General features: G+C 32.7%; 28 protein-coding genes. 8 read left to right on the top strand and 20 right to left on the bottom strand.

Translation table 11 applies throughout. The features are described from left to right. Positions 1 to 5: 5 nt before the first annotated feature. Positions 6 to 212: a CDGSH iron-sulfur domain-containing protein gene (locus E3U55_RS04295; protein WP_134339097.1), complete on the bottom strand. Its 207-nt coding sequence runs from the start codon at positions 210 to 212 to the stop codon at positions 6 to 8. A gap of 237 nt (positions 213 to 449) precedes the next feature. After that, the gene (locus E3U55_RS04290) at positions 450 to 578 is read right to left on the bottom strand and encodes a Flp family type IVb pilin (RefSeq protein ID WP_134339096.1); all 129 of its coding nucleotides are present in this window, start codon (positions 576 to 578) and stop codon (positions 450 to 452) included. 269 nt (positions 579 to 847) lie between these two features. Here E3U55_RS04290 and E3U55_RS04285 point away from each other — a divergent pair, with 269 nt between their 5' ends. The 3 genes from E3U55_RS04285 (at position 848) to E3U55_RS04275 (ending at position 3,321) form a co-directional block, all read left to right on the top strand. Further along, the gene (locus tag E3U55_RS04285) at positions 848 to 1,885 is read left to right on the top strand and encodes a potassium channel family protein (protein ID WP_134339095.1); all 1,038 of its coding nucleotides are present in this window, start codon (positions 848 to 850) and stop codon (positions 1,883 to 1,885) included. Between the two features lie 87 nt (positions 1,886 to 1,972). Beyond that, positions 1,973 to 2,347, top strand: coding sequence for a carboxymuconolactone decarboxylase family protein (locus tag E3U55_RS04280; protein WP_134339094.1), 375 nt, complete (start codon positions 1,973 to 1,975; stop codon positions 2,345 to 2,347). A gap of 62 nt (positions 2,348 to 2,409) precedes the next feature. Continuing rightward, complete coding sequence (locus E3U55_RS04275) at positions 2,410 to 3,321, top strand: superoxide dismutase (RefSeq protein WP_134339093.1); 912 nt, start codon at positions 2,410 to 2,412, stop codon at positions 3,319 to 3,321. A 58-nt stretch (positions 3,322 to 3,379) separates the two neighbouring features. Here the strand turns inward: E3U55_RS04275 and E3U55_RS04270 are convergent, their stop codons facing one another. Next, the gene (locus E3U55_RS04270; protein WP_228547471.1) at positions 3,380 to 3,904 is read right to left on the bottom strand and encodes an NAD(P)H-dependent oxidoreductase; all 525 of its coding nucleotides are present in this window, start codon (positions 3,902 to 3,904) and stop codon (positions 3,380 to 3,382) included. Between the two features lie 102 nt (positions 3,905 to 4,006). On the opposite strand from E3U55_RS04270, the gene E3U55_RS04265 reads away from it, so the two are divergent. Beyond that, positions 4,007 to 4,942 carry a glycerophosphodiester phosphodiesterase gene (locus E3U55_RS04265; protein ID WP_228547469.1) on the top strand — a complete coding sequence of 312 codons (936 nt, stop codon included), beginning with the start codon at positions 4,007 to 4,009 and terminating at the stop codon, positions 4,940 to 4,942. Positions 4,943 to 5,017: 75 nt separating this feature from the next. Here the strand turns inward: E3U55_RS04265 and E3U55_RS04260 are convergent, their stop codons facing one another. The 4 genes from E3U55_RS04260 to E3U55_RS04245 form a co-directional block, all read right to left on the bottom strand. Beyond that, a complete protein-coding gene (locus tag E3U55_RS04260; protein WP_134339091.1) occupies positions 5,018 to 5,230 on the bottom strand; it encodes a hypothetical protein in 213 nt (70 codons plus the stop codon). Between the two features lie 144 nt (positions 5,231 to 5,374). Beyond that, positions 5,375 to 6,832: an alkaline phosphatase family protein gene (locus E3U55_RS04255; protein WP_134339090.1), complete on the bottom strand. Its 1,458-nt coding sequence runs from the start codon at positions 6,830 to 6,832 to the stop codon at positions 5,375 to 5,377. A 119-nt stretch (positions 6,833 to 6,951) separates the two neighbouring features. Then, positions 6,952 to 9,006, bottom strand: a complete 2,055-nt coding sequence (locus E3U55_RS04250; protein ID WP_134339089.1) for a penicillin-binding transpeptidase domain-containing protein — start codon at positions 9,004 to 9,006, stop codon at positions 6,952 to 6,954. Positions 9,007 to 9,044: 38 nt separating this feature from the next. Continuing rightward, positions 9,045 to 9,377, bottom strand: coding sequence for an SCP2 sterol-binding domain-containing protein (locus tag E3U55_RS04245; protein ID WP_134339088.1), 333 nt, complete (start codon positions 9,375 to 9,377; stop codon positions 9,045 to 9,047). 117 nt (positions 9,378 to 9,494) lie between these two features. Here E3U55_RS04245 and E3U55_RS04240 point away from each other — a divergent pair, with 117 nt between their 5' ends. Together E3U55_RS04240 and msrA (E3U55_RS04235) are read left to right on the top strand one after the other, a co-directional pair. Next, the gene (locus E3U55_RS04240) at positions 9,495 to 9,641 is read left to right on the top strand and encodes a lmo0937 family membrane protein (protein ID WP_134339087.1); all 147 of its coding nucleotides are present in this window, start codon (positions 9,495 to 9,497) and stop codon (positions 9,639 to 9,641) included. 99 nt (positions 9,642 to 9,740) lie between these two features. Next, a complete protein-coding gene (gene msrA, locus E3U55_RS04235; RefSeq protein WP_134339086.1) occupies positions 9,741 to 10,268 on the top strand; it encodes a peptide-methionine (S)-S-oxide reductase MsrA in 528 nt (175 codons plus the stop codon). Between the two features lie 40 nt (positions 10,269 to 10,308). On the opposite strand, the gene E3U55_RS04230 is transcribed toward msrA (E3U55_RS04235), so the two are convergent. From E3U55_RS04230 to E3U55_RS04215, 4 genes are all read right to left on the bottom strand, one after another. Continuing rightward, positions 10,309 to 12,291 carry a S9 family peptidase gene (locus tag E3U55_RS04230; protein ID WP_228547468.1) on the bottom strand — a complete coding sequence of 661 codons (1,983 nt, stop codon included), beginning with the start codon at positions 12,289 to 12,291 and terminating at the stop codon, positions 10,309 to 10,311. A gap of 67 nt (positions 12,292 to 12,358) precedes the next feature. After that, positions 12,359 to 15,901: a dynamin family protein gene (locus tag E3U55_RS04225; protein WP_134339084.1), complete on the bottom strand. Its 3,543-nt coding sequence runs from the start codon at positions 15,899 to 15,901 to the stop codon at positions 12,359 to 12,361. Beyond that, positions 15,898 to 16,968 (bottom strand): GGDEF domain-containing protein, encoded by a 1,071-nt coding sequence (locus tag E3U55_RS04220; protein WP_134339083.1) that lies wholly within the window; start codon positions 16,966 to 16,968, stop codon positions 15,898 to 15,900. The genes E3U55_RS04225 and E3U55_RS04220 overlap by 4 nt, the downstream gene beginning before the upstream one ends. 81 nt (positions 16,969 to 17,049) lie before the next feature. Next, positions 17,050 to 17,286, bottom strand: coding sequence for an indolepyruvate ferredoxin oxidoreductase subunit alpha (locus E3U55_RS04215; protein ID WP_134339082.1), 237 nt, complete (start codon positions 17,284 to 17,286; stop codon positions 17,050 to 17,052). 157 nt (positions 17,287 to 17,443) lie between these two features. Here E3U55_RS04215 and E3U55_RS04210 point away from each other — a divergent pair, with 157 nt between their 5' ends. Beyond that, positions 17,444 to 18,622, top strand: coding sequence for a M14 family zinc carboxypeptidase (locus E3U55_RS04210; protein ID WP_134339081.1), 1,179 nt, complete (start codon positions 17,444 to 17,446; stop codon positions 18,620 to 18,622). 310 nt (positions 18,623 to 18,932) lie between these two features. Here the strand turns inward: E3U55_RS04210 and E3U55_RS04205 are convergent, their stop codons facing one another. The 6 genes from E3U55_RS04205 to E3U55_RS04180 form a co-directional block, all read right to left on the bottom strand. Then, positions 18,933 to 19,532: an alpha/beta hydrolase gene (locus E3U55_RS04205; protein WP_134339080.1), complete on the bottom strand. Its 600-nt coding sequence runs from the start codon at positions 19,530 to 19,532 to the stop codon at positions 18,933 to 18,935. Between the two features lie 106 nt (positions 19,533 to 19,638). Then, positions 19,639 to 19,842, bottom strand: a complete 204-nt coding sequence (locus E3U55_RS04200; RefSeq protein WP_134339079.1) for a DUF6501 family protein — start codon at positions 19,840 to 19,842, stop codon at positions 19,639 to 19,641. Positions 19,843 to 20,133: 291 nt separating this feature from the next. Then, positions 20,134 to 21,084: a peptide-methionine (S)-S-oxide reductase MsrA gene (gene msrA, locus E3U55_RS04195; RefSeq protein WP_134339078.1), complete on the bottom strand. Its 951-nt coding sequence runs from the start codon at positions 21,082 to 21,084 to the stop codon at positions 20,134 to 20,136. 17 nt (positions 21,085 to 21,101) lie between these two features. Then, complete coding sequence (gene vrrA, locus E3U55_RS04190; RefSeq protein ID WP_134339077.1) at positions 21,102 to 21,650, bottom strand: VrrA/YqfQ family protein; 549 nt, start codon at positions 21,648 to 21,650, stop codon at positions 21,102 to 21,104. Positions 21,651 to 21,720: 70 nt separating this feature from the next. Then, complete coding sequence (locus E3U55_RS04185; RefSeq protein WP_134339076.1) at positions 21,721 to 22,389, bottom strand: uracil-DNA glycosylase; 669 nt, start codon at positions 22,387 to 22,389, stop codon at positions 21,721 to 21,723. A 67-nt stretch (positions 22,390 to 22,456) separates the two neighbouring features. After that, entirely contained in the window at positions 22,457 to 22,705 is a 249-nt protein-coding gene (locus tag E3U55_RS04180) for a DUF2584 family protein (RefSeq protein WP_134339075.1), read from the bottom strand. Positions 22,706 to 22,850: 145 nt separating this feature from the next. On the opposite strand from E3U55_RS04180, the gene E3U55_RS17935 reads away from it, so the two are divergent. After that, positions 22,851 to 22,934 (top strand): YjcZ family sporulation protein, encoded by an 84-nt coding sequence (locus E3U55_RS17935; protein WP_134339163.1) that lies wholly within the window; start codon positions 22,851 to 22,853, stop codon positions 22,932 to 22,934. 33 nt (positions 22,935 to 22,967) lie between these two features. On the opposite strand, the gene E3U55_RS04170 is transcribed toward E3U55_RS17935, so the two are convergent. From E3U55_RS04170 to tatA, 3 genes are all read right to left on the bottom strand, one after another. After that, positions 22,968 to 23,186: a YozE family protein gene (locus tag E3U55_RS04170; RefSeq protein WP_134339074.1), complete on the bottom strand. Its 219-nt coding sequence runs from the start codon at positions 23,184 to 23,186 to the stop codon at positions 22,968 to 22,970. Between the two features lie 18 nt (positions 23,187 to 23,204). After that, entirely contained in the window at positions 23,205 to 23,966 is a 762-nt protein-coding gene (tatC, locus tag E3U55_RS04165; protein ID WP_134339073.1) for a twin-arginine translocase subunit TatC, read from the bottom strand. A 100-nt stretch (positions 23,967 to 24,066) separates the two neighbouring features. Then, complete coding sequence (gene tatA / locus E3U55_RS04160) at positions 24,067 to 24,273, bottom strand: twin-arginine translocase TatA/TatE family subunit (protein WP_134339072.1); 207 nt, start codon at positions 24,271 to 24,273, stop codon at positions 24,067 to 24,069. Between the last annotated feature and the right edge of the window lie 8 nt (positions 24,274 to 24,281).

Raw genomic sequence — 24,281 nt, 5'->3', positions numbered from 1 at the left:
CATTACTATTCATTAACTCTAATTCTAGAGTTAAATTCTATTTTTTTGTGTGATCCATCACAAAATGGTTTATTAGTTGAAGCACCACAACGACAAAGTGAAAAAGCCGGTTTCGTTTCAAATTTATTACCTTCAGCATCTAGTAATTCCACATCACCTTTTACTAGAATAGAACCATCATCTCTCACTTGAATTATAGGTTTATCACTCATACTAAAACTCCCCCTCTTTAATTTTTATATTAACATTTAATCACTATATATTCTATATCATTCATTAACATTGCTGAATTTTGTGATTAATTAAATAATGTGGTCGAAATTTGTATAATGTTCGGTCCAATTAATACGATAAATAATAATGGAAGAATACATAATTCTATCGGTAAGATAACATTTTAACTGGTGCTTTTAGAATTAGTGGAATCATTCAACAGACTAAAAAGTTGCTTAAATTCCTCTACCTACTGAAATTATTATGGTAATAGCTACTACTGACACAAGCCCGATGATTAAACCATATTCAACAGTGTTTTGTCCATCTTCTTCACGTAATAATTCTAAGAATTTTTTCATCATGTTCGTTCCCCCCTATTAAAATAGTAAAATCTATTAATAATTTATGTAGGTCATAAATTTTATATGAATCTATTAAGAATATATTTTTATTTAGTTAATCTTTTAAAAATAAGCAAAATAATTTGCTGTCAAGACTTTTTCGACAGCCTTAAGTAAAATCTATTTCTAATGTCATCAAAATCTTAAACACAAATGCTTTTATCGTTCTTTATTTCGAATATTCGAAAAGGTATAATTAAGTCAAATGACTAAATTTAAGGAGGTAACTGATGATTTTTAAACTATTAAGAAGTAAAATACATAAAGTTGATAACAAATTCATTTATACTGTTTTGTTACTGTTATTTATTTTATTATCTTCATATTTTATCCGGCTAATTGAGCCTGAAACTTTCGAATCATATTTCACTTCACTGTGGTGGGTCATGACAACAGTTACAACAGTGGGTTATGGAGATATTTCGCCTGTTACTCTAGCAGGACAAATATTTGCAATGCTCGTTGTTTATATTGTTGGAATTGGATTGATGGGTGTTGTTATTGGTTATATTGTTGATGGAATTCATGAGTATCGACGTAAAAAGGAGGAAGGTAAATTGACTTTTAAAGGATCAAATCACTACGTTATTATTAATTACACAAAACGCTCAAAAGAGACTTTGGAAGAGCTATTAAAATTGAATGAAAATGAAATTGTGCTTATAGATGATTCATTAGATAAAATACCATTCAAGCATGACCGTGTACACTTTGTAAAAGGGAACCCTGCCCTCTCGGATACACTTCATCAAGCTAATATTGTTCAATGTCATTCTGTGTTAATATTTGCTTCTGATGATGTTAGCAATTATTCGTTAGCGGATGGCCAGACATTACTCATCGCCACCAGTATTGAAGGATTAGGCAGAGAAGAAAATTTTGATGTGTATACAATTGCTGAAATTATGTATGAGAAGCATATTTCCGCATTCAAGCATTCAAAAGTTGATGAATTTGTAACACCTTTACAAACAAGTGCACATTTAATTGCCAAGAGCGCTACGTATAATGGTGCTAGTGAATTATTTAGACAATTAACTTCTTCAAATTACGGTCACGATATTTATTCAATAAAGAAACATCCATCTTGGAATACTTACCGAGATGCCTACAATAGACTGCTGGATTATGGAGCTACGTTATTATCTGAAGGAGAACATTTAGGGTTAGCGAAATATGCAGATCATAACATTCCGGAAAATGCTGAATTACTTATTATATGTGATGAAGATACATATGAAAAGATTCAACGCGATCGTATCGTTTAACCTTGTTACAAATTTTTACCTTGCATAGTTTTCACTCATTTATAAATCCTATAAACGTATTTATTATTTTTGAAACGGAGTGAGATTATGGAAAAAGATACAGATCATCATGAAAACTTTTTTGATCAATCAATATTAGATTACAAAGAAGGGATTAATCACCTAAAAGACAAACTACCTAAAATGACACAAGGTTATTTTGATTTTACAGAATCTTGTTTTGAAGCGGGTGCGTTGGATCAAAAAACTAAACAACTTCTGGCACTGGCTATCAGCATTTATGCACAAGATGAATATTGTATCATCTATCACACTAAAGGAGCTGCTGAACATCAGGCAACAGAAGATGAAATTATGGAAACTGTAGCTGTAAGTGCTGCTCTTGGTGGTGGTGCTGCCATGGCACAAGGGGTAACTCTAACTATGGATTCATACCACCATTACACAAATAATACACACTAACATTCCCACTTTCCTGTGACATTCATACAATACAAATGACGAATGTTACAGGAGGTTTTTTTATGTCAAAAACTTCATTCACTCAATTTTTAAACGACATGTATGAGTGGACAGAAAGGTTTAAATCAAAAGAAAAGTTTTCTTCTCTTGATTTATCTAATGATGAACATAATGATATTAATCAACAAATAAATGAACTAGAACAACGTATACATCATTTTCGAGATTCCAGAGATCAGTTAACTCATGATCAAGCACGCGAATTAAAAAGGGACGCCGAAGAACTAGTAATAAAATGGCAACGACTTTTTAATAAACAAGATGAAAAAAATGAAAATACTCAAAGAGTAGTTGGTATCGGTGAACATACACTCCCTCCTCTTCCCTATGCGTATGATGCATTAGAGCCATATATCGATGAAAAAATTATGCGCTTACACCACGACAAACATCATAGGGGTTACGTAAATGGTTTGAATAAAGCTGAAAGAGAAATGGAAAAAGCACGTAAAAAGAATGATTATGATCTTATTAAACATTGGGAACGTGAAGCGGCATTTCATGGTGCTGGTCATTATTTGCACACCATTTTTTGGTATATCATGGATCCTGATGGAGGCGGAAAACCTAAAGGCGACTTACTTAAAGCAATTAATCAATCTTTTGGAAGTTTTGACAAATTTAAAAAGCATTTTTCTGAAGCGGCTAAAAATGTAGAAAGTGTGGGTTGGGCAATTCTAGTTTATTCTCCTCGCTCCCACCGATTAGAAATCTTACAGGCAGAGAAACATCAAAACCTAACCCAATGGGATGTTATTCCGTTACTAGTATTAGATGTTTGGGAACACGCCTATTACCTTCAATATGAAAATAATCGTGGTAAGTATGTTGATCAATGGTGGAATATTGTTAATTGGGATGAGGTTGAGAAACGATATAAAGAAGCTAAAAAAGTTAAATGGAAAGAATTTTAGAAAATAAAAAGTGTTAGCAACGCACGCTAACACTTTAGTTTACATAATAAAAATATCGTTAATATACTTTTCTGTGATAAGGAAATTCCTGATTTAAGTATTGTTTATAAAGGATTTTTATATTTTCATAATCTTCTTCAGTCACTAGTTCCCCTTCAAAGGATTTGAAAGCCGGGATTGTTTTTCCACGAATAAAATTACAAGTCGCATAAAATGGAGCTAAGATTTGCTCAAGGTTGTGGCGGTGTAAACCATCAAACCGATAATCTTCATTTGTGAAACCGGAACTAATGGCAACTCCAAACTCTTTACCTTCTAATGCGTGCTGTCCCCGAAAAGCCCATCCCCTTTCTAACACGTCATCGAACCATTTTTTGAGTAAAGGTGGATAACTATACCAATAATTCGGGAACTGAAAAATGATTCGATCGTGTTCTAATAACAACAGTTGTTCACGTTTTACATTTATATTCCAATCTGGATATTCTTTATATAGTTCATGTAAAGTGATTTTTTCACCGATTACGGCGGCCTTTAGGCTAGCATTGATTGAAGATTGTTCAATGTCTGGGTGTGCTAAGATGATTAAAGTATTAATGACCGAACCCTCCTATTTAATTAGATAGCCCCTATTATAGCATCTATTTTGATATAATGATTAAAGCTACAATTAGGGGGATTCAAATTGAAAAAGAGAAAAAATATAAGTAAAGAGAAGCTGATTAAAAGAGCATATATAACATTAGGGTTGTTAGGCGGTATTTATATATTACTTAACTTAATACCTTTTCATTCAATTGACGTAAAGCCGTTTTATCAGCAAGATCGACCTTTAGTTATAGCCCATCAAGGCGGTGAACATCTCGCCCCTTCAAGTACTTTAGAAGCATTTAAAAACGCTTATAACATGGGTGTTGATGTATTGGAAACAGATATACATATTTCAAAAGATGGTTACCTAGTTGCTATTCATGATTCTACGGTAGACCGCACAACAGATGGTTCAGGAGCGGTTAGTGATTTAACATTAAAAGAATTAAAAGAACTGGATGCGGGTTATTATTTTGAAGATGAAAAAGGTAACTATCTCCATCGAGGAAAAGGTATACAACTAGTTACTGTAGAGGAATTATTTAAAGAATTTCCAGACAGTAGATTTTTAATAGAGATCAAAGATACAAATCCGCCACAACGAATAGATGAAATATCTCAAAGACTTGCAAATTTAATTGAGAAAAATGATAAAAAACACCAAGTAACAGTAGCTTCTTTTGATCATAATATCATTGAAAGGTTTAAAAATTATGCAAGTAAAGATGTTGCTGTTTCAGCAGGTGAACAAGAAGTCCGTAAGTTCGTTATTACGCATAAATTTCTAATGAAAAATTTATATAAACCTTCAGTGGATTCAATGCAACTACCTTTAGAAGCTAGCGGTTATGACTTAACTACAACAGATATTTTAGAAGGTGCAGAACGAATGGGATTACAAATTCATTATTGGACGATCAATGATAAAGAAACGATGAAAGCACTCATCCAAAAAGGAGCAGACGGTATTGTAACCGACCGCCCTGATTTGATGATTGAAGTCTTAAATGAGTTAGGTTATAACATGTAATAATTGGTGATACAAAACTTCGGATAGTATATAAAGATTACATACATAAAGGTCTTAGACAATTTCTAAGACCTTTTAACGTTCAGCATCTTTATCCTCTGTTACATTTACAGCAGCCGTATTATTATATAAGTAGGATGTTGGAGTAGAATCATTCCTTTCACCATTGGAATAAAACTTTTCATTTAATTCCTGATTAGCTTCCTCTACCTTATTATCAGGAATTTCATCATATCTGTTTGGTTTCTGTTCTTTTTTATTTAGCTTATGTTTATTTTCTTTAGTCATAATTACCTCCATAACAATTTATGTTTAAAGTTAAAGTCCATCGAAAATAGTGTTTATATTTTGTCCTTTCAAGAAGAAATAATTCTTTATTTGATATGAAGTTGTACCTCACCACTTATAACTATGGTGTTATTTATAAAGCTTTTAATTATTGTTAATCAGTTGATTAATTATTAATTCTTTTAAGTCGATGATTCGTGACGGATTAACTTCAGTATCTGTTCCAGTACATATAAATGGAATTAATGATTCTTGCTTATGAAGTGATCCATGACATGCACCACCAATATGAAATGGTGTTTTTTGAGCTAAAAACTCATGACCTGGTTTCGCATTAACAATTATGAACCTTCCTTCATGAGAATGGAGAGATCCATATATCCTAGCGAGAGCATCCGGGAAATCGTTATAATTGATATTGTGACCTTTAATATTTAAGTCTAGAATTTCATAATTCCCTTCTAATGTCCATGTCTGTTTGTACTCATCATAATAAGGCCCCTTCTTCTTAAACTTTAACCTTCCCTCTTTCTTACCCGAAATAACATTAATAATACTACCTTCTTTCCAGGCAATTACGTCAATTCGATCATCACTTTGAGCTTTTTCAGCCACACTTGATAAGCTTAAATCTTTCTTTAATGCATAAATGTATGCCATACGTTGGTTAACAGAAATTAATAGTTCATTATGCGCTTCGACTTTATGTTTTATATTATGGATATTGTAATTTGAATACGTCTTTCGTAAATCAATGAGAACTTTTTTGGGGTTCCAACCAGTAGGTGATTGACCATTATCTCCAATAACCATCCAAATATTTTGCTCAATAGCTTGCTCCCAACTATCATATAAGTTCAATGTTTTTTGAATTTCTTTATCAATTTTTGAAATACCGCTTATATCATAAGGCCCTTTTACATGCACTCGAATATCCATGTCCTGAAAAATGCAAAACGTAAATCCGGGTATCAATTGGTTTTTTATTAAATACCTTAATTCTCTACCTGCATACTTTCGATTTCCGCCGATTAAAAATGGAGCGAAACTATTATTCCTCACACTTGCAAAAGCACCTAATGAAAATAGTTCAGGTGATTGAGTCGTTATGGTTTCATCTACATTAGTGATGGTTTGAATAAATTTAGGTACGATTAAATTTTTTATATTATTTCCTCTATAAACAAAAGAATTTATTGAGCTGGATGTTATTTGATATTTTGCTAAGTCTTCAAAGATGGTTGTAACACCCTTACTCAGATCTTCATTATTTAATCGATCGAACATGTTGATGACAGAGTCACTAAATCCAATTCCAATTGTTTCACGAAAACCAGTTCCATAATTTATTTTTTGTTTTTTATTACCATTAAACCAATTCAACCCAGGTATCTTATGTTGATCTGGATATGTTCCTGTTAATAAGCTACTATCAATAGTTACTGACATTGTAGGAAATGAGCTAACCATGTTGGGAATGAATGTTCCATGATTCATTAAAAATTTTATAGCTGGAGCTTTATTCTTTTTAATAGCCAAAAGTAAAGGTTCAGTCATGAGGCTATCAATATTAAGTAAAATTACTGGTTTATTATATTTCATTTTCAACCCCCTTCTCATTCGTTTAAGTATAATCTTCCTCCATCTTCCACTGGATATTCCACAAGAAAAGACGCTACAATCGTAGCGCCTTCACTTAAGTTTACATAATATAATTATAGTTAATTACTCTCGTAAAACTGTTCTACTTTATTTACAACATAGCTGCTTCCACCTGAATCTTCTACTCCTTCAATAATTACACCAATGATTTGGTCAGGGTTGTTTTGATCATATGAAACAAATATTCCATTCTCAACTCCATCTTCTACTTCATGGCTTGATTTCAATTCAGCAGTTCCAGTTTTACCTGCAATTTGTTTGTTATTGATATTTATGTCTTGTGCAGTGCCTTCTGACACAACTTTCCTTAATAAGTTTTGAATAAGTTGAGCTTGGTCATCATTAACTATGTCTGACAACCAAACTGATTGATTGTCGTTACTCAAAAGTGTTGGTGTCATAACATCACCATTATTCACAATACCTCCGTAGATTGACGTTAGATGAACGATGTTTACTAATAATTGGCCTTGGCCATAAGCAGTATCAGCAAGTAAAACTTCACGGTCTAACTTTCCGCTGTTCGATATTTGTGAGGTTAATACAGGGTATTCAAAAGGTATAGATTCTCCAAACCCTAATTTTTGTAAGCCTTTTTCAAAAGCTTGTTGTCCAATGCTTGTACCTAGTTTGGCAAAGTAAATATTGTCAGAGTATTTATAAGCACTTTCTAAATCCACTTCTGTATCTTGATCATAAAGCCTAGTGACATAATAATCACCCCATGAACCATCATTCTGCCACTTCTTACCTTTGATAGTATGAGTCTTATTTGGTTCTAACTGATTATTATTTAAACCTATAATCGTAGATAAAACTTTCATAGTGGACCCAGGTGAATAGGTCGTTGCAAATCGATTAATCATAGGTTGTGATTCATCCTTAACTAATGCTGAATATTCTTCTTGGGATTGCCCTAATATAAATTTATTAGGGTCGAATGCCGGGAAGCTGACTTGGCTTATTAATTCACCGGTTGATGGATTAATAATGCTAGCTGTACCTTTATCTTCTTTAAGTAAGTTATATAATTTTTCTTGTACTTTTATATCGACAGAAAGCTCAATATTCTCTCCTGGTATAGGGCTAACTTTAGCTACCGTGTATGTTGATTGGTCTTTCTTTTCGATAAAAATTTCACGACCTTTTTGACCTCTTAGTTTATTTTCATATAATTCTTCTAACCCCCGCTTACCTAAGCGGTCCTGAGCAGAATAGCCTCTACTTTTAAGTTCCTCTAATTCTTCAGAAGTAATCTTACCAATGTACCCAATCAAATGCGCAGCAACTTCTCCATATGGATAAATACGATCAACTGTAACCCTTGACGTTACCCCTTCGATCGCAACAGCTTGAGATACTATATCTTGATCTTTTAAACTAAACTTTTTAAGAGGCACAAAATGTTGTGGTTGAACCCAGCTTTGTTCATATTGATTCTTTATATATTCCTCAGATATATTTAAGCTCTTCGCTAATTTTGAAAGCGAGGCCTGTTCATTAAAACGCTCTAGTACGACCCCAATTTCATAAACTTCTCCTTGAGTTGCTAATAACTCACCATTTCGATCAACAATTTCCCCTCTTTTAGTAGGTAATGTTGTTAACCTAACTTCGTCTCCGGGTTCTAAATTAGGTAATATGAAAGAAGGATCCCACTCTATCAACCATGGGCTCCTGGGATCTAATTGTATTTCTCCCTCTTCCATTTGTTCTTCATTTATTAATTTATTTAATTGAATTGTCTTTTTATAAGCTACGCTTCCTGCTAATGTATCGTATGAAATAGAGATTGGGATTTCATGTTTTTGTAGTGTTTTCAATTCTTCTTCTGTAAAGTCTTTTGATTCTATGATATTGATTGATAAGTTCTCCACTTCTAATACATCATATAAATGATTATACCTTTCAACATAATCTTCATGACTGAAATTCTGTTTTACATAATCACTTAAATAATCACTATACATACGCTCAAAATTTTGTTCATTCCACAATTGAACATACTCTTTAACATAATCATTTGGGTTAGTATATTCCGGTTTTTCATCTTCTTTTTCTGTACAAGCGACAATCAATAAGGTAGCTAACATACAAATAAAAATTTTCTTCAACGAATCACCTCGAATCTTTCCTTATGTAGCATAAATCTTTAATTATCTTGATACTCGTTTAATATTTTTTGAAGTTTTAATGCTTTAGTCAGTTCCCCATCAGCTTTGATTTTCCCCATCATAAAAGCAGTTGTTGCATTAAGACTACCATCCAATAATTTCAGAAAATTTTCTTCATTCATTTTTAATAAACAAGTAGGTTCATTCAGTAAATCATTTTTTAATTCTACCTGGTCTCCTTTAAAATTTACACTCCAATTTTCTTCCTTATCTTTAATTTCAAAAGAAAAATCGGCATGAAAACCTTTATAATGAGATGAGTCTTCATTCATCTTTTGTCCTAAAGCTTTTAACTTTCCTTCTAAACTCATTCTTATTACTCCTCCCTTAAATTCTATTCTTTATTATATCAAAAATTTGCAAAATTCGTTTAAATTATAAACCGCTTGGGAATAATAATTACACCTTAAACTAGGGAGTGTAAAAGAATGCTCTGGACTATTCTTTCAATCATTTTAGTCATGTGGTTAATAGGATTGTTACTAGATATTGCTGGTGGATTAATTCACTTACTATTAATTGTTGCTGGTATTATATTTATCTATCAATTAATAACCGGTAAACGAAAGCTCTAATTACTTCTACTAAAAGCCTGGACACCCAAGGCTTTTTAATTTTCTTATGTATATGTGGATTGTTATAATACTTATCATAATTAAATGGAGGTGAAGTGATTGACAGAGCAATTTGAACTTGCGACTTTTGCTGGAGGATGCTTCTGGTGTATGGTTAAACCGTTCGATCAATGGGATGGTGTTAAATCTATAATATCTGGGTACACTGGCGGTAACGTACCAAAACCTAATTACGAGGAAATAAAAGCAGGAGAAACTGGACATTATGAAGCTGTACAAATTACATACGACCCTGAAATCGTATCTTATCAAACCATATTAGATTTATATTGGCTACAGATTGACCCGACAGACCCTGATGGTCAATTCCATGATCGTGGTCCGCAATATCGTACAGCTATCTTCTATCATAATGAAGAACAAAAACAACTAGCAGAGCAATCTAAAAAAGCACTAGAGCAAAGTAATAAATTTTCAAAACCTATTGTTACAAAAATTTTAAAAGCAATGGAATTCTACCCGGCAGAAGAATATCATCAAGACTTTTATAAAAAGAATCCTATTGAATATCAACAGGATCGTGAACAATCAGGCCGGGATGAATTTATAAGTAAATATTGGAAATAAGACTAAATAAAGCCAAGATCGTGATGATCTTGGCTTTTGTTTATTTTATATAATGGTTGAACCAATCAACAATATGATTTAATCGTTCGATTCTTAAGTTAGGCTTACCTGTCCTTGATAGGTTATGATCTGATTCAGGGAAGCGTACAAATTCAGTTTCTTTCTTTTGATATTTTAATGCGATATATAATTGTTCAGCTTGTTCAACTGGACAACGAAAATCACGTTCGTTATGAATGATTTTCAGCGGTGTTTTAATATTGTCTACATATGCTATAGGTGAATGCTTCCAAAGTTTTTCCAAATCATTTAAGTCAGCTTTGATTTGCCATTCATTAAAGTAATAACCAATATCACTAACCCCTCTAAAGCTCACCCAATTTGAAATGCTACGTTGTGTAACCGCTGCTTTGAAACGATTCGTATGACCAACAATCCAGTTAGTCATGAATCCACCATAACTTCCACCAGTAACACATAATCGTTCCTTATCAATCCAGCTATTCTCACTTAAAATATAATCAACGCCATTCATAATATCCTGATAATCTCCATTACCATAGTCACCTCTTACGGCGTCAACAAATTCTTGTCCATAGCTATGGCTTCCACGTGGATTAACATATAGAACAGCATATCCATTAGCAGCGAAAAACTGCATTTCATGGAAGAATGAGTTTCCATAAAAGGCATGAGGTCCACCATGAATATTTACTATTAATGGATATTTTTTACCTTCTTCATATTGGGCAGGTTTCATAAACCATCCATTAACCATCCAATCATCTTTACTCTTATAAGAGATTGATTCTGGTTTTACAACTTCAGCTTCACTCAAAAATTCTTTATGAAATTCGGTTAATTGATTTAAATTACCTGAAGTTAAATCTAAATTATATAGTTCACTAGGATTGGTTGGTGTACTAATAGTCAATAATGCATGTTGTTTATTTGGTATTAAATCAAAGCCATAAACATGTAAGTCTTCATTTAATGCTGGATATAAAGCGCCATCAACGTTGCCATAATATAGATTTACGTTACCTTGATCAGATACCGGGAAGTAAAAATCATTATCAGATGCCCAGACTGCCCCTTGTAAAACGGCCTGTTGTTGGGAATCAGCTACAATGTAATCTCCAACTGGTGCATCGATTCCTTCAGTTAAACAAGTAGCTACATTTGTATTTAAATCATAATGATAAAGCTCGGTATGAGTAGCGTTTTTATACTCACTTCCCATATGAATGAATAGTAACTGTTCTCCATTTGGAGATAGAGTAAAGCTCGATGCATAGCCTTCTTTAGTATGAATTTCGCGGTCTTCATCACTATTCAACTGGTGGATGTAAACATTATGGTTAAAATTAAAGTCCTGATCTAAATCTTCATCAGTCGAATAAACAAATGTATCTTCATTAATCCAACTTTGGAAATAGAAATTTTGTTTTCCGCTTTTAATTATTTTTACATCTTCCGAATCTAAGTCTAATAATTTTATTTGTTGATACTTCTCTTTTAATAGACCAGCACCATCGGCCTTATATTTCATTCGATTAATAATAGTAGGTTTCGGAAGGTCTTCTTTCTCGTCTTTTGATCCATTTCCTTCTTTATCTTCTTCCTCTAATGGAACACTTACTTGATAGGTTACTAGATTATTATCAGGTGAAAAATAAGCACTAGTTATGCCCTCTTCTTCGTCAGTAATCTGTTTAGCTTCTCCACCCTGTCTAGGAAGAATGTATGCTTGATTTTTATCATTTCTATTAGATAAAAATAATATTGATTGGCCATCACTGGACCACCTAGGCTGGGACACTCGGTCCTTCCCATGTGTCCATTGTGTAACCTTTTTAGTTGAAAAATCATAATGATAAAGATTAGATACATATTTGTTGTCTTTTTGATCAAGATGCGTTTTGACAAACACTGCTTCATTATTATTTGGAGAAACACGTGGATCAGATACCGAATCTATCTGAAATATATCATCTGCTTTTATTAGTCTTTTATTCACCATAATATCCCCCTAAATTCATAAACTTATCTGTTAATTATATGTGAAGTCATGGTGTTTGTCGAATATTCTAACTATTAATCATTTGATTTAATTCTTTAAATTCATTAAGAATGCTTGGTTCTTTATAAATCGCTTGCTTTTGATTGATTATTTCGTTAGATTCAACCAAATAGTCATCAATTAATTGTGTACTAACTCTATTAAACTCGCTCTCATAATGAATTTGTAATTGCTGAGCCATGCTATTTATTCTTGCGCTAATTGAGTCTTGGGTTTTGCTGTGTAATTCTTCATACAAATCTTTAACTTTTTGTTCTTCAAAGAATTCTTTCTTATTTTTATATAGCTGGGATAATACGTCAACTTCTTTACTATTTAGTAATACCTGATCATTATCTTCTTCTAATTCATGATACGAATCAACATCATTATATAACATAGAGAGATGAGTTTGTTTCGTTATATAATTATTAACTTGACTTAGCCAATCCTTAACTGAGTACGTCAATCTTTGGTCCAACAAAATATGAGTTGCATTAAACTCATTTGATAATCGTTGATTTAATAATGCTAACAGCTTTTTAATGGCAACCTGTAATTGTTCACGGCCTTTTTTGCCATTTAAATTAATTGTTGCTGGGTTAATGGTTTCCTTCATTAAATCGTTAAGTTGAATATAGATACGATCTTTCATATAGTGGGTTAATTCATCAATCTCCTGATTAATATTTTTGATGAATATATTTTGATCATATTCCTTTACCCAATGTTTAAATTGATCTAATTCGGAATTCATATTATTAATGCTTGCGTTTTGAAGATAGGTTGACTGTTCAGCTTCTTCTATAGTAGTTCCAACAAATTTCTTTAAACGCAGCTGTTCATCTTTTAACTTTGAAGCAATTAGTTCTTTAGAATCGGAATGAATAAATTGTTCAAATCGTTCAAAGAATCTATTTGCTTCTTTTGATTCTTCTCCATCCATTATTTGTTTACTGGATAATGGATAAATAGAAGGTTTTTTTATGCCGTATTGCATTAATTGATCGTTCAGGTAATTTTTTACTAATAGTAACTCTTTTTCATCCTTGGCTAAATCAGATGCATTTAGAATAAAGAACATTTTGTCGAGAGCAAATGCTTCCTTAACTCGACCTAATTGAATTAAAAATTCTCGGTCTGCTCGTGAAAAAGCATGGTTGTAATAGTTTACATAAATAATTGCATCTGAATGTTTTACATAATGAAATGACGTATTAGTATGACGAGCATGAATTGAATCCGCTCCAGGTGTATCAACCAACGTCACACCTTGACGTGTTAATTCACAGTCATAGTAAACTTCTATTTCTTCAATAAAACATGAAATGGATTCAACTGTCACATATTTTGAAAAATCATTAGTGGTAATTTTAACTTGTTTACCTAAAGAATTACGTGACTTTTCAACACCATAAATAAATGCCTCAACAAATGAAGATTCAGTTTTTGAAAGTTGGTTTGTTAACCGTTCAAGATTCTTTCGAACAAATCTAATTAGATCATCTAATTGCGTAAATGATTGGCTTGTGAACGGACTTAAGATTCTTGAAAGTTGGTCAACCATTTGATCTTCAGTCTTATAAAACACTAAAACATCTTCATGAGCGTTTTCCTGTGTAACTGGACATATTTTATTAATAGCAGCTGTCGTAGGGTTAGGAGATGAAGGCAGTACATTCCCACCTACCCAAGCATTAGCAAACGACGATTTTCCTGCACTAAATGCTCCAAATAAAGCAATTGTCATTTCTGATTGGTTAACTTTAGATAATTGACGATTCAGCGATTGATAAAAGGGTTGTAAAGGTTTTATAGACTTGATATAAGATAATATTTCTTCTGAATGCTTCACTAACTCATCAATATCTATCACGGATTTTTTTGAAGCATCTTGGATGTCCTGACGGGTTTGAATGTCCTCACTCTTAACTAACAAATCTTGAACATGAACAGCTTCGTTTTTATTAAACTCTTGATATTCTTTTTTGATCAACTCATTAGAAGATGGATTTTCAAATGTCTGTTCAGCTAGCCACTGGTAATATTGTTCCGTCTTTTCTTCGACATTTACTACTTCATTAAATTGATCAATTTCGTTTTGGATTTCCATCAATTGATTTTCTAAGTCATTAATAATGGATAAATAATAACTTTTAACAGAATCATCCATCTGATTAATGATTGGAGCAACACTTTGTTTGACCTTCTGCGCTAACTGCTTTTGTAATTGGTTTGTATAGTTTAGGACCGAATTTCCATTAACTTCCGCAGACAGATTGACTGATTGATATAAATCCTGTGGAGTGACTTTCACAGTAAACTGTTGCAAATCATTAATTAATTCGTTCTCTTCTAACTTAAACTCTTTCACTTGATTGGTTAAAAGGTGGCGTACATGCCAAACCATTTCAGTTTTTACACGTTCTTGAATAATAGATAAGAAAGCTTCTAATCGACGTTCTCTTTCTTCTTCAGTCTTTTTCTGAGTAAAAAGCTTTCCAACTCTAAACTTCGGCTGTAACGACTCTAAGTAACTTTTAGCTAATTCCCTAGCTTCAAAGGTCATAATATATGCATTATTTAAAACTTTATTTAATTCTTTAGTCGTGTTTTGAAGAAATAGCTCTTGATCTGATTTGATTGTGTTTATTTCATCAATCAAACGTTTGTTTGATTCGCGCAAATCATTCAATTCACTATAATCATAATTGTTTAGAGTGAACTTTTCCTGGGTCCATTGTTCAATTAAATGATCCAGCTCTAATTTCATCTTATTTTCAATTAAGGTTTTAGAGTTTGAAATCTGACCCTGAATAAAATGTTCTAAATCATTTAGTTGGTTTAACGGATGATTTTGATTAATTAATGAAGTATAATAAACGGCTTTGGGTTCAATAGTCCATGAATGACAACTATCTTTTAACGATTTCTTAAAAGAATCGAATAATAATTCATTTTCGTTATGCTTATCAACTTGGTTGACGACGATAATAAAAGGAATATTGTTATTTTGTAATTCTCTTAGAAATTTAAAGTTTACTTCTGATTGAACATGATTATAGTCCATCACGTACACAAAATAATCAATTAAATGAATATTAGCTAATGTACGTTTGAATTCTTCATCATCTGAAGAATCTATTCCTGGAGTGTCCATCAATGCAACGGAATTTTTAAGTAGCTCAATAGGTTTAGTTACAGTAATTGACCTAACTTCTTCACCGTTTTTGGCTAATTCATTTACATGTTCCAAATTGATCTCATGTTCTATTGCCTGTCGACCATCATTTAAATCAAAAATAGTCTCTTCTTCTCCATATCTAACTTCAACGATATTTGCACTCGTTGGAATAGGGCTTGATGGTAGCAATTCTTCTTTAATAAGCGCATTGATAAGAGTCGATTTACCGGCTGAAAAATGCCCCGTAAAGCCAATGGTAAACCTTTCCTCTTTCCACTTATCATACAGTTGCATCAATTTGTGATCCAGTTGTTCTTCGCTATTATTAAACTCTTTAATTAAAAAATCAAAATTAAAAGTAGTTGCTTTTGACTCTGTTGTTATCATCTAGATTCCCCTATACGTTCAAAAGATTCTTGGAACATGATTTGATCTTTCCCATGTTCCTTAGCTAAATATAAATATTCATCCGCACGTTTAAAAAGTTCCTCTTTGGTATCATGTTGATCTGAAAATGCAACACCATAACTTATCGTGATATTCTCTTTATTCAACTCTGGTATTAAGCTCATCCCATGTTGAAATAGTTTATTCCAGTTTTCTATTTTACTTTTAATAGCCCGTTTTCTCTGATCAAAAATAATGATCGCAAACTCTTCCCCACCATACCTAAAAGAATAGCTATCAGATTTATCCAATTGATGTTGTAAAGTATTCCCGTAGGCAGATAATACTTGATCACCTATTGTGTGACCATGTGTATCATTTATTTGTTTAAAATCATCGATATCAGCTAATATTAATGTGAACTCTTTTTGAGAAGCTACGAGTTTTCCAAGCGTATTTTGAAAAGAACGATGGTTATATAATCCAGTAACATAATCTTTTATAGATAAATCCTGAAAAGTTGTCTTTTCTTTATGGTGTTTCCGTTCACGCAAAGCCAATATACCAGCGAATAGACCAATTACAATAAAAAATAAGATGTTAAACGAATATACCCATATTAATTGATTGTTTATTGTAACCTCTGGAAAAAATCCAACGGCAGAATAACCAACAATTGAAGCTAAAATAGCTAAAATTAATCCACGTGTGCGCCAATAAATAGTTGCGTGCATTAAAAATAAATAAACTATAGGAACAAATAGACTATTTACTCCTCCAGACAACTCAATCAGCCAAAAGATAACGACAAAATCAAAAATAATACCCGCTTGCATTAATATCTTTTGTATTTTCTCAAACTTGGATGCTGTTAACAAAGCAATTTGAGTAATAAACATGTATCCCAATGCTATAAAAAATAAATAATCAAATGTTTCTAATGTTAGATTAAGTTGGTTGCGGGTCGGTTCATAATAAAACAAAACACCACATATTATTAGGAAAAACCATCTAATCATTGAGAAAAGCTGTTCCGTTTGTATATCTGATAGGTACAATCTTTTCATTTTTATTGGCTCCTCATTATACTGATATTATTTCATAAAAAAAAGGCTGAATTCTTATATCCAGCCTTTTTACCATTATGTTTATTCTTGGAAAAATTTACGGTTTAGCTCGATATATTCACGTTCTTCTTCAGGAAGCTCATCCTCATGGTAAATTGCTTCTACTGGACAGACCGCTTCACATGCTCCGCAATCAATACAAATATCAGGATCTATATAGAACATGTCTTTACCTTCTTCAATACAATCAACCGGACAAACTTCAACACATTCCCCAGCTTTTTCATCTTTACATGGTGATGTAATAATAAATGCCACAATAATCACTCCTTAATTTTTCTCTAAAACTATCTTATCACATTGTATATAAGATACCATGTCTGTGCAATGTCCTCTAGTAAAATTATAAGCACTTTTTAGCAAATGTGCAAATATACATATAATATCTGCGTAATTAATAAAAGGAGGACGTAAGATGGATTTAGTCATTCAACCTGGAATGACCTTTTATCAAATTTCTAATATATTTAATATCCCCTTACAGCTAATCATCCTTTCAAATCCTTACAAAAACCCAAACACATTAAGAGTTGGTGAGGTTGTGAATATTCCTGGTCATTTTTTAGAAAAATACACCATTCAACCAGGTGATACATTATGGCGAATTAGCCAAGAACATCAAACATCACTTGAACAAATTTATGCTATAAACGATGTTGATCTTTATCAACTACGTATTGGGGACACAATTTTTATACCCAAAAGAATTGAAGAAGATATTTTAACATTTAATGAGTTATATACGTTCGATCGTTTTGAAGAAGACCTCTTTAAGTTAGTTACAACATATCCATACATCACATTAAAAGAAATCGGTCAATCTGTCATGAATAAACCCATATATGAAGTAGTAATTGGAAATGGAGATAAACATGTGCATGTTAACGGTTCTTTTCACGCTAATGAGTCCATTACAACTTCTGTCATAATGCGTTTCCTTCATGATTACTTATTATCCCTCTCCGCTAATCAACCTATTCGTGGAGTGGATATGAAACAATTTTTCAATGAAATAACATTATCACTTGTACCTATGGTTAATCCTGATGGCGTAGATTTACTAAATAAAGGATTACCTGAAAACGAATATTATCGGGAGTTAGTTGTAGATATTAATAAGGGAAGAACTAACTTTAATAATTGGAAAGCAAACATACGCGGGGTAGATTTAAATAATCAATATCCTGCCAATTGGGAAATAGAAAAAAATAGAAAGAGACAACAACCTTCTCCACGAGATTATCCCGGCCGAGCACCTTTAACAGAGCCTGAAGCTATAGCAATGGCTGAGCTCGTTGGCAGAGAAGACTTTGATCGAGTTCTTGCCCTGCATACTCAAGGCAAAGTGATTTATTGGGGATATGAGGGACTAGAACCAGAAAATGCACAAAAAATTGTTAACGAATACAGTCGTGTAAGTGGTTATACACCTATTCGTTATGTAGATAGCCATGCTGGATTTAAAGACTGGTTTATCCAGGATTATCGTAAACCAGGTTATACAGTTGAGTTAGGAAGAGGTACCAATCCATTACCTTTTAGTCATTTTAATAAGATTTATGAAGAAACTCTCGGAATATTTTTGACTAATTGAATGGTTTAATACAGAGAGTCTAAAGTATTAATAATAATTAAAATCCGCACTATGATTCAATTCTAATTATAGTTCGGATTTTAAATTACGCTTCGTCAAAATACTTTACTTTCCGAAGACCTGAACGGACAAGTGTCGGCGTTGGCCACTGGAGTGGCCGAACTTAGCCGACCAGGAGTCTCCGTATTTTAACAACGCTCAATATTTAATTATTTGTTAATGTAATTTGACCAATCACTACCTTTTGACTCAGCCTCTTATAATGTAATTTGACCAATCACTACCTTTTGACTCAGCCTCTTATATAGATTTAAATAAGTGAGTCATACCATTGCTTAGCAGCTTCTACTTCTTCACTAGTAAGTTGGTGACCTTGATTGGTCCAATATAAATCGACTGAAACGTCAGCTCGCTCTAACATCCTTTTAAGGTCTTCTGCTTCATCAGATGAACAAATTGGATCATTCTTACCAGCACCAATAAAGACAGAAACATCTTCATGGTCAGGTAATTGAATACCTCTTCTTGGGACCATTGGGTGAAATAGCATAGCACCTTTTAAACCATTACGGTAGTGATATAATAAGCTACCCGCAATATTTGCTCCATTAGAATAACCAACGGCAAATACTTGATTCCGATCAAAATTATATTCTTCACTTTTTTCATTTAGAAAATCATAAAGTTCTTTAGTCCGTTTAATTAAATCTTCTTCATCAAAAACTCCTTCAGCTATTCTTCTAAAGTATCGGTTCATGCCGTTCTCATTAACATTTCCTCTTACGCTTAACACATTTGCTTCTGGATCAATCATATCAACTAAAGGCAATAAATCTTCTTCAGTACCGCCTGTTCCATGTAGTAAAAGTAGTGTGCGTTCATTACTTCCCTCTTGAAATATATGCTTCATGACTAACACCCCTAAATATCTTGAATTTAAAATAAATTATACTGAATAAAGTTTTCTTAGTCAAAAAAAGCAGTTCTCAACATAAATTGAAAACTGCTCTTCAGCATTATAATTCTTCAAAATAGTTTTTTAAAAAACCACCCATTTTACCCGTATCATCAATAACAAAATAAAACTCTTCAGATTCATTTTTTACATCATAAACTTTGCCTGGAGTTAAAACATTCTCTACAGTAAACTTTTTAGCATCTATGTTAGTACATTTAATTTGTTTGATTGTTTGATTTTCATTCCATGTTTTATGAATCATTTTTACACCTCTTTTTTAATCTTTGCCTCTGTTAAAGTCCGTTGCTGATATTGTAATTCACTTTCGATGGACGCTTTCCGCGGGCACGGCTTCAGTAAGACAACACCTTTGAATTCACTTCTTCGCTGTCTTGCACCGAGCAAGCTGGCTTCAGAGAAAGGCTGGAAGACGCAGGTGTAAATGTAGTGGATCTTCAGCTCAAGGTGTTCCCGCAGGATTTGCTGCCTTCGCTAATCACAATTCAACAACTCAGTTAATGTCAATAAAATCAACATTGAATTTTAACATAACCTAATCTTTAAATAACACTTTATACTTTCCATAACCTTCTTCATCTAACTTATTTTTTGGAATAAACTTTAATGCTGCTGAATTAATGCAATACCTCATACCGCCTTCATCCTTAGGACCATCGTCAAAAACATGTCCAAGATGTGAATCGGCGTAATTACTTCTAACTTCAATTCGTCTCATGCCATGTGAAGTATCCATCGATTCATCTAATGGAGCTATTGGACGAGTAAAGCTTGGCCACCCACAGCCCGCATCGTACTTATCTTTAGAAGAAAAAAGTGGCTCCCCACTTACTATATCAACATATATACCCTCTTCTTCATGATCCCAATACTCATTTTGAAAAGGTGTTTCAGTCGCATCTTCTTGAGTGACTTTATATTGAATGTCTGAAAGTTGTTGACGTAATTTATCTTGATCATTTTTGGTCCAATTCTCTTCGATAAACCCTTTGCGACCTGAACCTTTTTTATACATTTTATAATGAAAAGCATTTTTCTTATAATAATCTTGGTGCTGCTCTTCAGCGGGATAAAATGTTTCAGCTTCTCTAATTTCAACAACAATAGGCTGATCAAACTTCCCGCTTTCTTCTAGAGTATTTTTAGATATTTCAGCTAATTTCCTTTGATGTTCATTATGATAGAAAATCACTGGTTTGTATGATTCGCCACGATCGTTAAATTGACCCTTGGAATCCGTGGGGTCAATCTGTTGCCAGTAAACTTCTAATAATTCTTCATAAGGAAAAATTACAGGGTCAAACGTAATTTGTACAGCTTCCACATGACCAGTCGTTTCTGAGCAAACTTCTTCATATGTCGGATATTCCGTATGACCGCCTGTATATCCTGAAGTTACCTCTTCAATTCCCGGACGACGATCAAATGGCTCAACCATACACCAAAAACAACCTCCAGCAAATGTTGCTTTTTCTAAATGTGTCAAATCATCACCTCTAATTATTAAATATACATTTTCGGCTTTGGCATTTCTTTTGGAAGATGATCTTGTTTGCTATTTTCATGATGCTTTTTATAATGCTTCTTAACATGCTTAGGTTTATGATGTTCATGATTATCTTGAGAATTATAATGATCATCTTTCATAAGTTCCTGTGCCATATCTTTTATATTATCATCTTTTATACCTTCATCATCATAATTTGCCTCATCTTCATTTTCCATCATGATCTTCATCATATCAATAATCATTGGTAAATTCTTAACAAAAGGTCCATATTGTTTAATGTATGGTGATACTTGTTGTACAATCCCTAACCCTTTTTGGATATGGTTTAACGTTTCGTGTAGAGAATGATACTTAGATGCCATACCAGGACCATAACCAAACATTTGCTGTGGGTAGCCTCCCAAATGACCAGGCCCCTGTCCTTTACCGAGAATTTTATTTAAAATGCCAATTCCTCTTTTTTGAGGCTGTTGGAAAAATGGTTGTTGATAATAATTGTGATTCCAAGAATGGTTGGGTGGTCTAAAGCCGAACGGATCCATCGCCTATTCCTCCTTTTTATTCATAATATATAGTACGTAATAGACGAGTTTCACGATTAGGCAATTGCCATTATTTTTTCAAACACCATTCAATTGGTTCAATTCCATGCTGTTTTAAATATGTATTGGCACTAGAAAATGGCTTGCTATTAAAGAATCCTCTGTACGAAGATAAAGGGCTAGGGTGTGGTGCATGTAATATCAAGTGTTTGTCTTGATTTATGAAATGCCCTTTATTTAGTGCCTGCTTCCCCCATAAAATAAATACAACATTTGACTTATAATCATTAATCAATCGTAGAATACGATCTGTGAAATGTTCCCACCCCATGTTCCGGTGGGAATTGGCATTAGATTCTTCAACTGTTAAAACGGTATTCAACATAAGAACTCCTTGCTTAGCCCATTTAGTTAAATCACCATGATCAGGATATTTACAATTTAAATCATTGACTAACTCTTTAAAAATATTTCTCAATGACGGTGGTAATTTTTGGTTAGATTTAACTGAAAAACTTAAGCCATGAGCTTGACCTGGTCCGTGGTACGGATCTTGCCCCACAATTACAACCTTAGTATCCCGAAACGGAGTTTGATTCAGTGCTTTAAAAACTTCTTCTCTTTGTGGATACACTTTTGTTTTCTTATATAATTCATCTAAACCATTAACAAGTTTCACGAAATAAGTTTTATTCAATTCACTTTCTAAGTATTCTTTCCAATCTGTTTTAATTTCCAAATTACCCACTCCCTCATAATTTCCCGGGTAAGCGCAAGATAATCGAGTGTTCGACAATTATATGTCATTAATTGACTGATTGTAGTGATAATAATTGATAATGGCAAATAGTTTGGTTATTTTCAAACACTAATTTGACAATTTTCGCAATTCCTACTTGTTTTGTACGATTATTACGCTTGATTTCTATGGTTTCATCTATAGGGAATAATTTATAACCATTAAATTTTATGATGAAAATGTCATGTTCTTCGCTGAGTCGTTTTTCATTACCATTTGTGATTAATACCCATTCCATAATTAACGGTGTTGGCATACTAGTCACCTCACTATAATATAGTGGTTTTTACTATATTATATCATTCAGACATGCTGTAACGTGACAGTATGATTGGATATTTTGCCTAAACAATTCAAAAAGTTAAGCATATGTTATCTATGATACAAAAAGGAGGAATTTTATGGGACTTAATTATAAAAGTACTTTTATAATAATTGTTTTACTATTTGTTCTTCTAGTTATTATTGGTGGGTTATACTGTTAATAATAAAATAACCAGGTGATTGTGTTCACCTGGTTAATTGTCTTGCGCATATTCTTCCCAAACGATATCAAATGTTGTTAAAGCTTCTGGAAAAGGAGTATGAAATTCAAGATATTGACTTATTTCCATATATTCCTTTGATTGTTTTGGGAAATCATGTTCATTAAACATCCACTCAGCTAACTTTTTCTTTGGATCACCTTTTGTCTGAATACCTCGATAGGCCATCATATAATGATAAAATGATTTCATTAAATCACCTTCTTTATCTTATTCCCCTAGAGCTTCCAATTTCTTAACCTTCCTGCGATAAACAATAGTCGACATTAATATAGCAATCTCATACAAGATTATTAATGGCGCTGCCACTAACAATTGTAATATAAAATCTGGTGGTGAAAGCATTGTCCCTAGAATAACTAATATTAGATAAGCATACTTTCTTGTTTGTTTCATAAACATTGGATTTATAATACCTAAACTAGTCAAAAACATTGCAATTAATGGTACTTCAAAAAATACTGCAAATGGTAATGTGATTTGTAAAATAAACCTAAAATACTTCTCAGCTGTAAACATTTGATTAACTAATCCATCACCTAATTCTAATAAAAATCCTAGTATTAGATCTTTAATAACGAAATAGCCAAATAATAAACCAAGCAAAAACAATATAAATAGTGCTGGTATGTATAACAAACTAACTTTACGCTCATGAGAAGTTAATCCAGGTCTAATAAATAGCCAAAGTTGTAGAGCCAAAAACGGCAATGTCACAATAATAGCAGTTACAGAAGCAATAATGATATAAATCCATATTATTTCAAATGGACCTAATACATTTAAAGTAAAAGATACATCACGTTCCATAAAAAGATAGATTTCTTCTACATAAAAAAAGCCAACACCAAAGAAAACAACAAAAACGATTAGACTCCACATTAAACGTTTTCGTAGTTCACCTAAGTGTTCTGTCAACTCCATGGATTCTTGTTCTTGATTAGAAGAGTTGGATTTAGTTTGTTCTTCCATTGTTTTCATCCTTTAAGAGATTTCAATTGTAAAATACTTGTTGTTTTGATAATAAATACTCTGATAAAAGAAGATGTAAGGAATCCCTACATCTTCTTCTCTACTTAGATTCATCTTTAGAATCTGAAATTTTATTATTTTGATTGTTTGTATCATCTGACATTAAGTCATTTGTCGCTTTTTTGAACTCTTTTAATGATGAACCGAATGCCTTTCCTATCTCAGGCAATTTAGAAGGACCAAAAACAATTAATAAAACAATCAAGATTAAGATTAGCCCAGGGATACCAATACCGCTAATTCCCATAATAATCA

This window comes from Filobacillus milosensis, from assembly GCF_004402015.1.
Lineage (GTDB): Bacteria > Bacillota > Bacilli > Bacillales > Alkalibacillaceae > Filobacillus > Filobacillus milosensis.
This window is presented reverse-complemented; position numbering and strand designations above follow the sequence as displayed.

Excerpts from the sequence above, each read along its gene's own strand:
- E3U55_RS04295 (WP_134339097.1), bottom strand. The coding sequence starts at position 212 with ATGAGTGATAAACCTATAATTCAAGTGAGAGATGATGGTTCTATTCTA.
- E3U55_RS04290 (WP_134339096.1), bottom strand. The coding sequence starts at position 578 with ATGATGAAAAAATTCTTAGAATTATTACGTGAAGAAGATGGACAAAAC.
- E3U55_RS04285 (WP_134339095.1), top strand. The coding sequence starts at position 848 with ATGATTTTTAAACTATTAAGAAGTAAAATACATAAAGTTGATAACAAA.
- E3U55_RS04280 (WP_134339094.1), top strand. The coding sequence starts at position 1,973 with ATGGAAAAAGATACAGATCATCATGAAAACTTTTTTGATCAATCAATA.
- E3U55_RS04275 (WP_134339093.1), top strand. The coding sequence starts at position 2,410 with ATGTCAAAAACTTCATTCACTCAATTTTTAAACGACATGTATGAGTGG.
- E3U55_RS04260 (WP_134339091.1), bottom strand. The coding sequence starts at position 5,230 with ATGACTAAAGAAAATAAACATAAGCTAAATAAAAAAGAACAGAAACCA.
- E3U55_RS04255 (WP_134339090.1), bottom strand. The coding sequence starts at position 6,832 with ATGAAATATAATAAACCAGTAATTTTACTTAATATTGATAGCCTCATG.
- E3U55_RS04245 (WP_134339088.1), bottom strand. The coding sequence starts at position 9,377 with ATGAGTTTAGAAGGAAAGTTAAAAGCTTTAGGACAAAAGATGAATGAA.
- E3U55_RS04240 (WP_134339087.1), top strand. The coding sequence starts at position 9,495 with ATGCTCTGGACTATTCTTTCAATCATTTTAGTCATGTGGTTAATAGGA.
- E3U55_RS04230 (WP_228547468.1), bottom strand. The coding sequence starts at position 12,291 with ATGGTGAATAAAAGACTAATAAAAGCAGATGATATATTTCAGATAGAT.
- E3U55_RS04225 (WP_134339084.1), bottom strand. The coding sequence starts at position 15,901 with ATGATAACAACAGAGTCAAAAGCAACTACTTTTAATTTTGATTTTTTA.
- E3U55_RS04220 (WP_134339083.1), bottom strand. The coding sequence starts at position 16,968 with ATGAAAAGATTGTACCTATCAGATATACAAACGGAACAGCTTTTCTCA.
- E3U55_RS04210 (WP_134339081.1), top strand. The coding sequence starts at position 17,444 with ATGGATTTAGTCATTCAACCTGGAATGACCTTTTATCAAATTTCTAAT.
- E3U55_RS04205 (WP_134339080.1), bottom strand. The coding sequence starts at position 19,532 with ATGAAGCATATATTTCAAGAGGGAAGTAATGAACGCACACTACTTTTA.
- E3U55_RS04200 (WP_134339079.1), bottom strand. The coding sequence starts at position 19,842 with ATGATTCATAAAACATGGAATGAAAATCAAACAATCAAACAAATTAAA.
- vrrA (WP_134339077.1), bottom strand. The coding sequence starts at position 21,650 with ATGGATCCGTTCGGCTTTAGACCACCCAACCATTCTTGGAATCACAAT.
- E3U55_RS04180 (WP_134339075.1), bottom strand. The coding sequence starts at position 22,705 with ATGCCAACACCGTTAATTATGGAATGGGTATTAATCACAAATGGTAAT.
- E3U55_RS17935 (WP_134339163.1), top strand. The coding sequence starts at position 22,851 with ATGGGACTTAATTATAAAAGTACTTTTATAATAATTGTTTTACTATTT.
- E3U55_RS04170 (WP_134339074.1), bottom strand. The coding sequence starts at position 23,186 with ATGAAATCATTTTATCATTATATGATGGCCTATCGAGGTATTCAGACA.
- tatC (WP_134339073.1), bottom strand. The coding sequence starts at position 23,966 with ATGGAAGAACAAACTAAATCCAACTCTTCTAATCAAGAACAAGAATCC.
- tatA (WP_134339072.1), bottom strand. The coding sequence starts at position 24,273 with ATGGGAATTAGCGGTATTGGTATCCCTGGGCTAATCTTAATCTTGATT.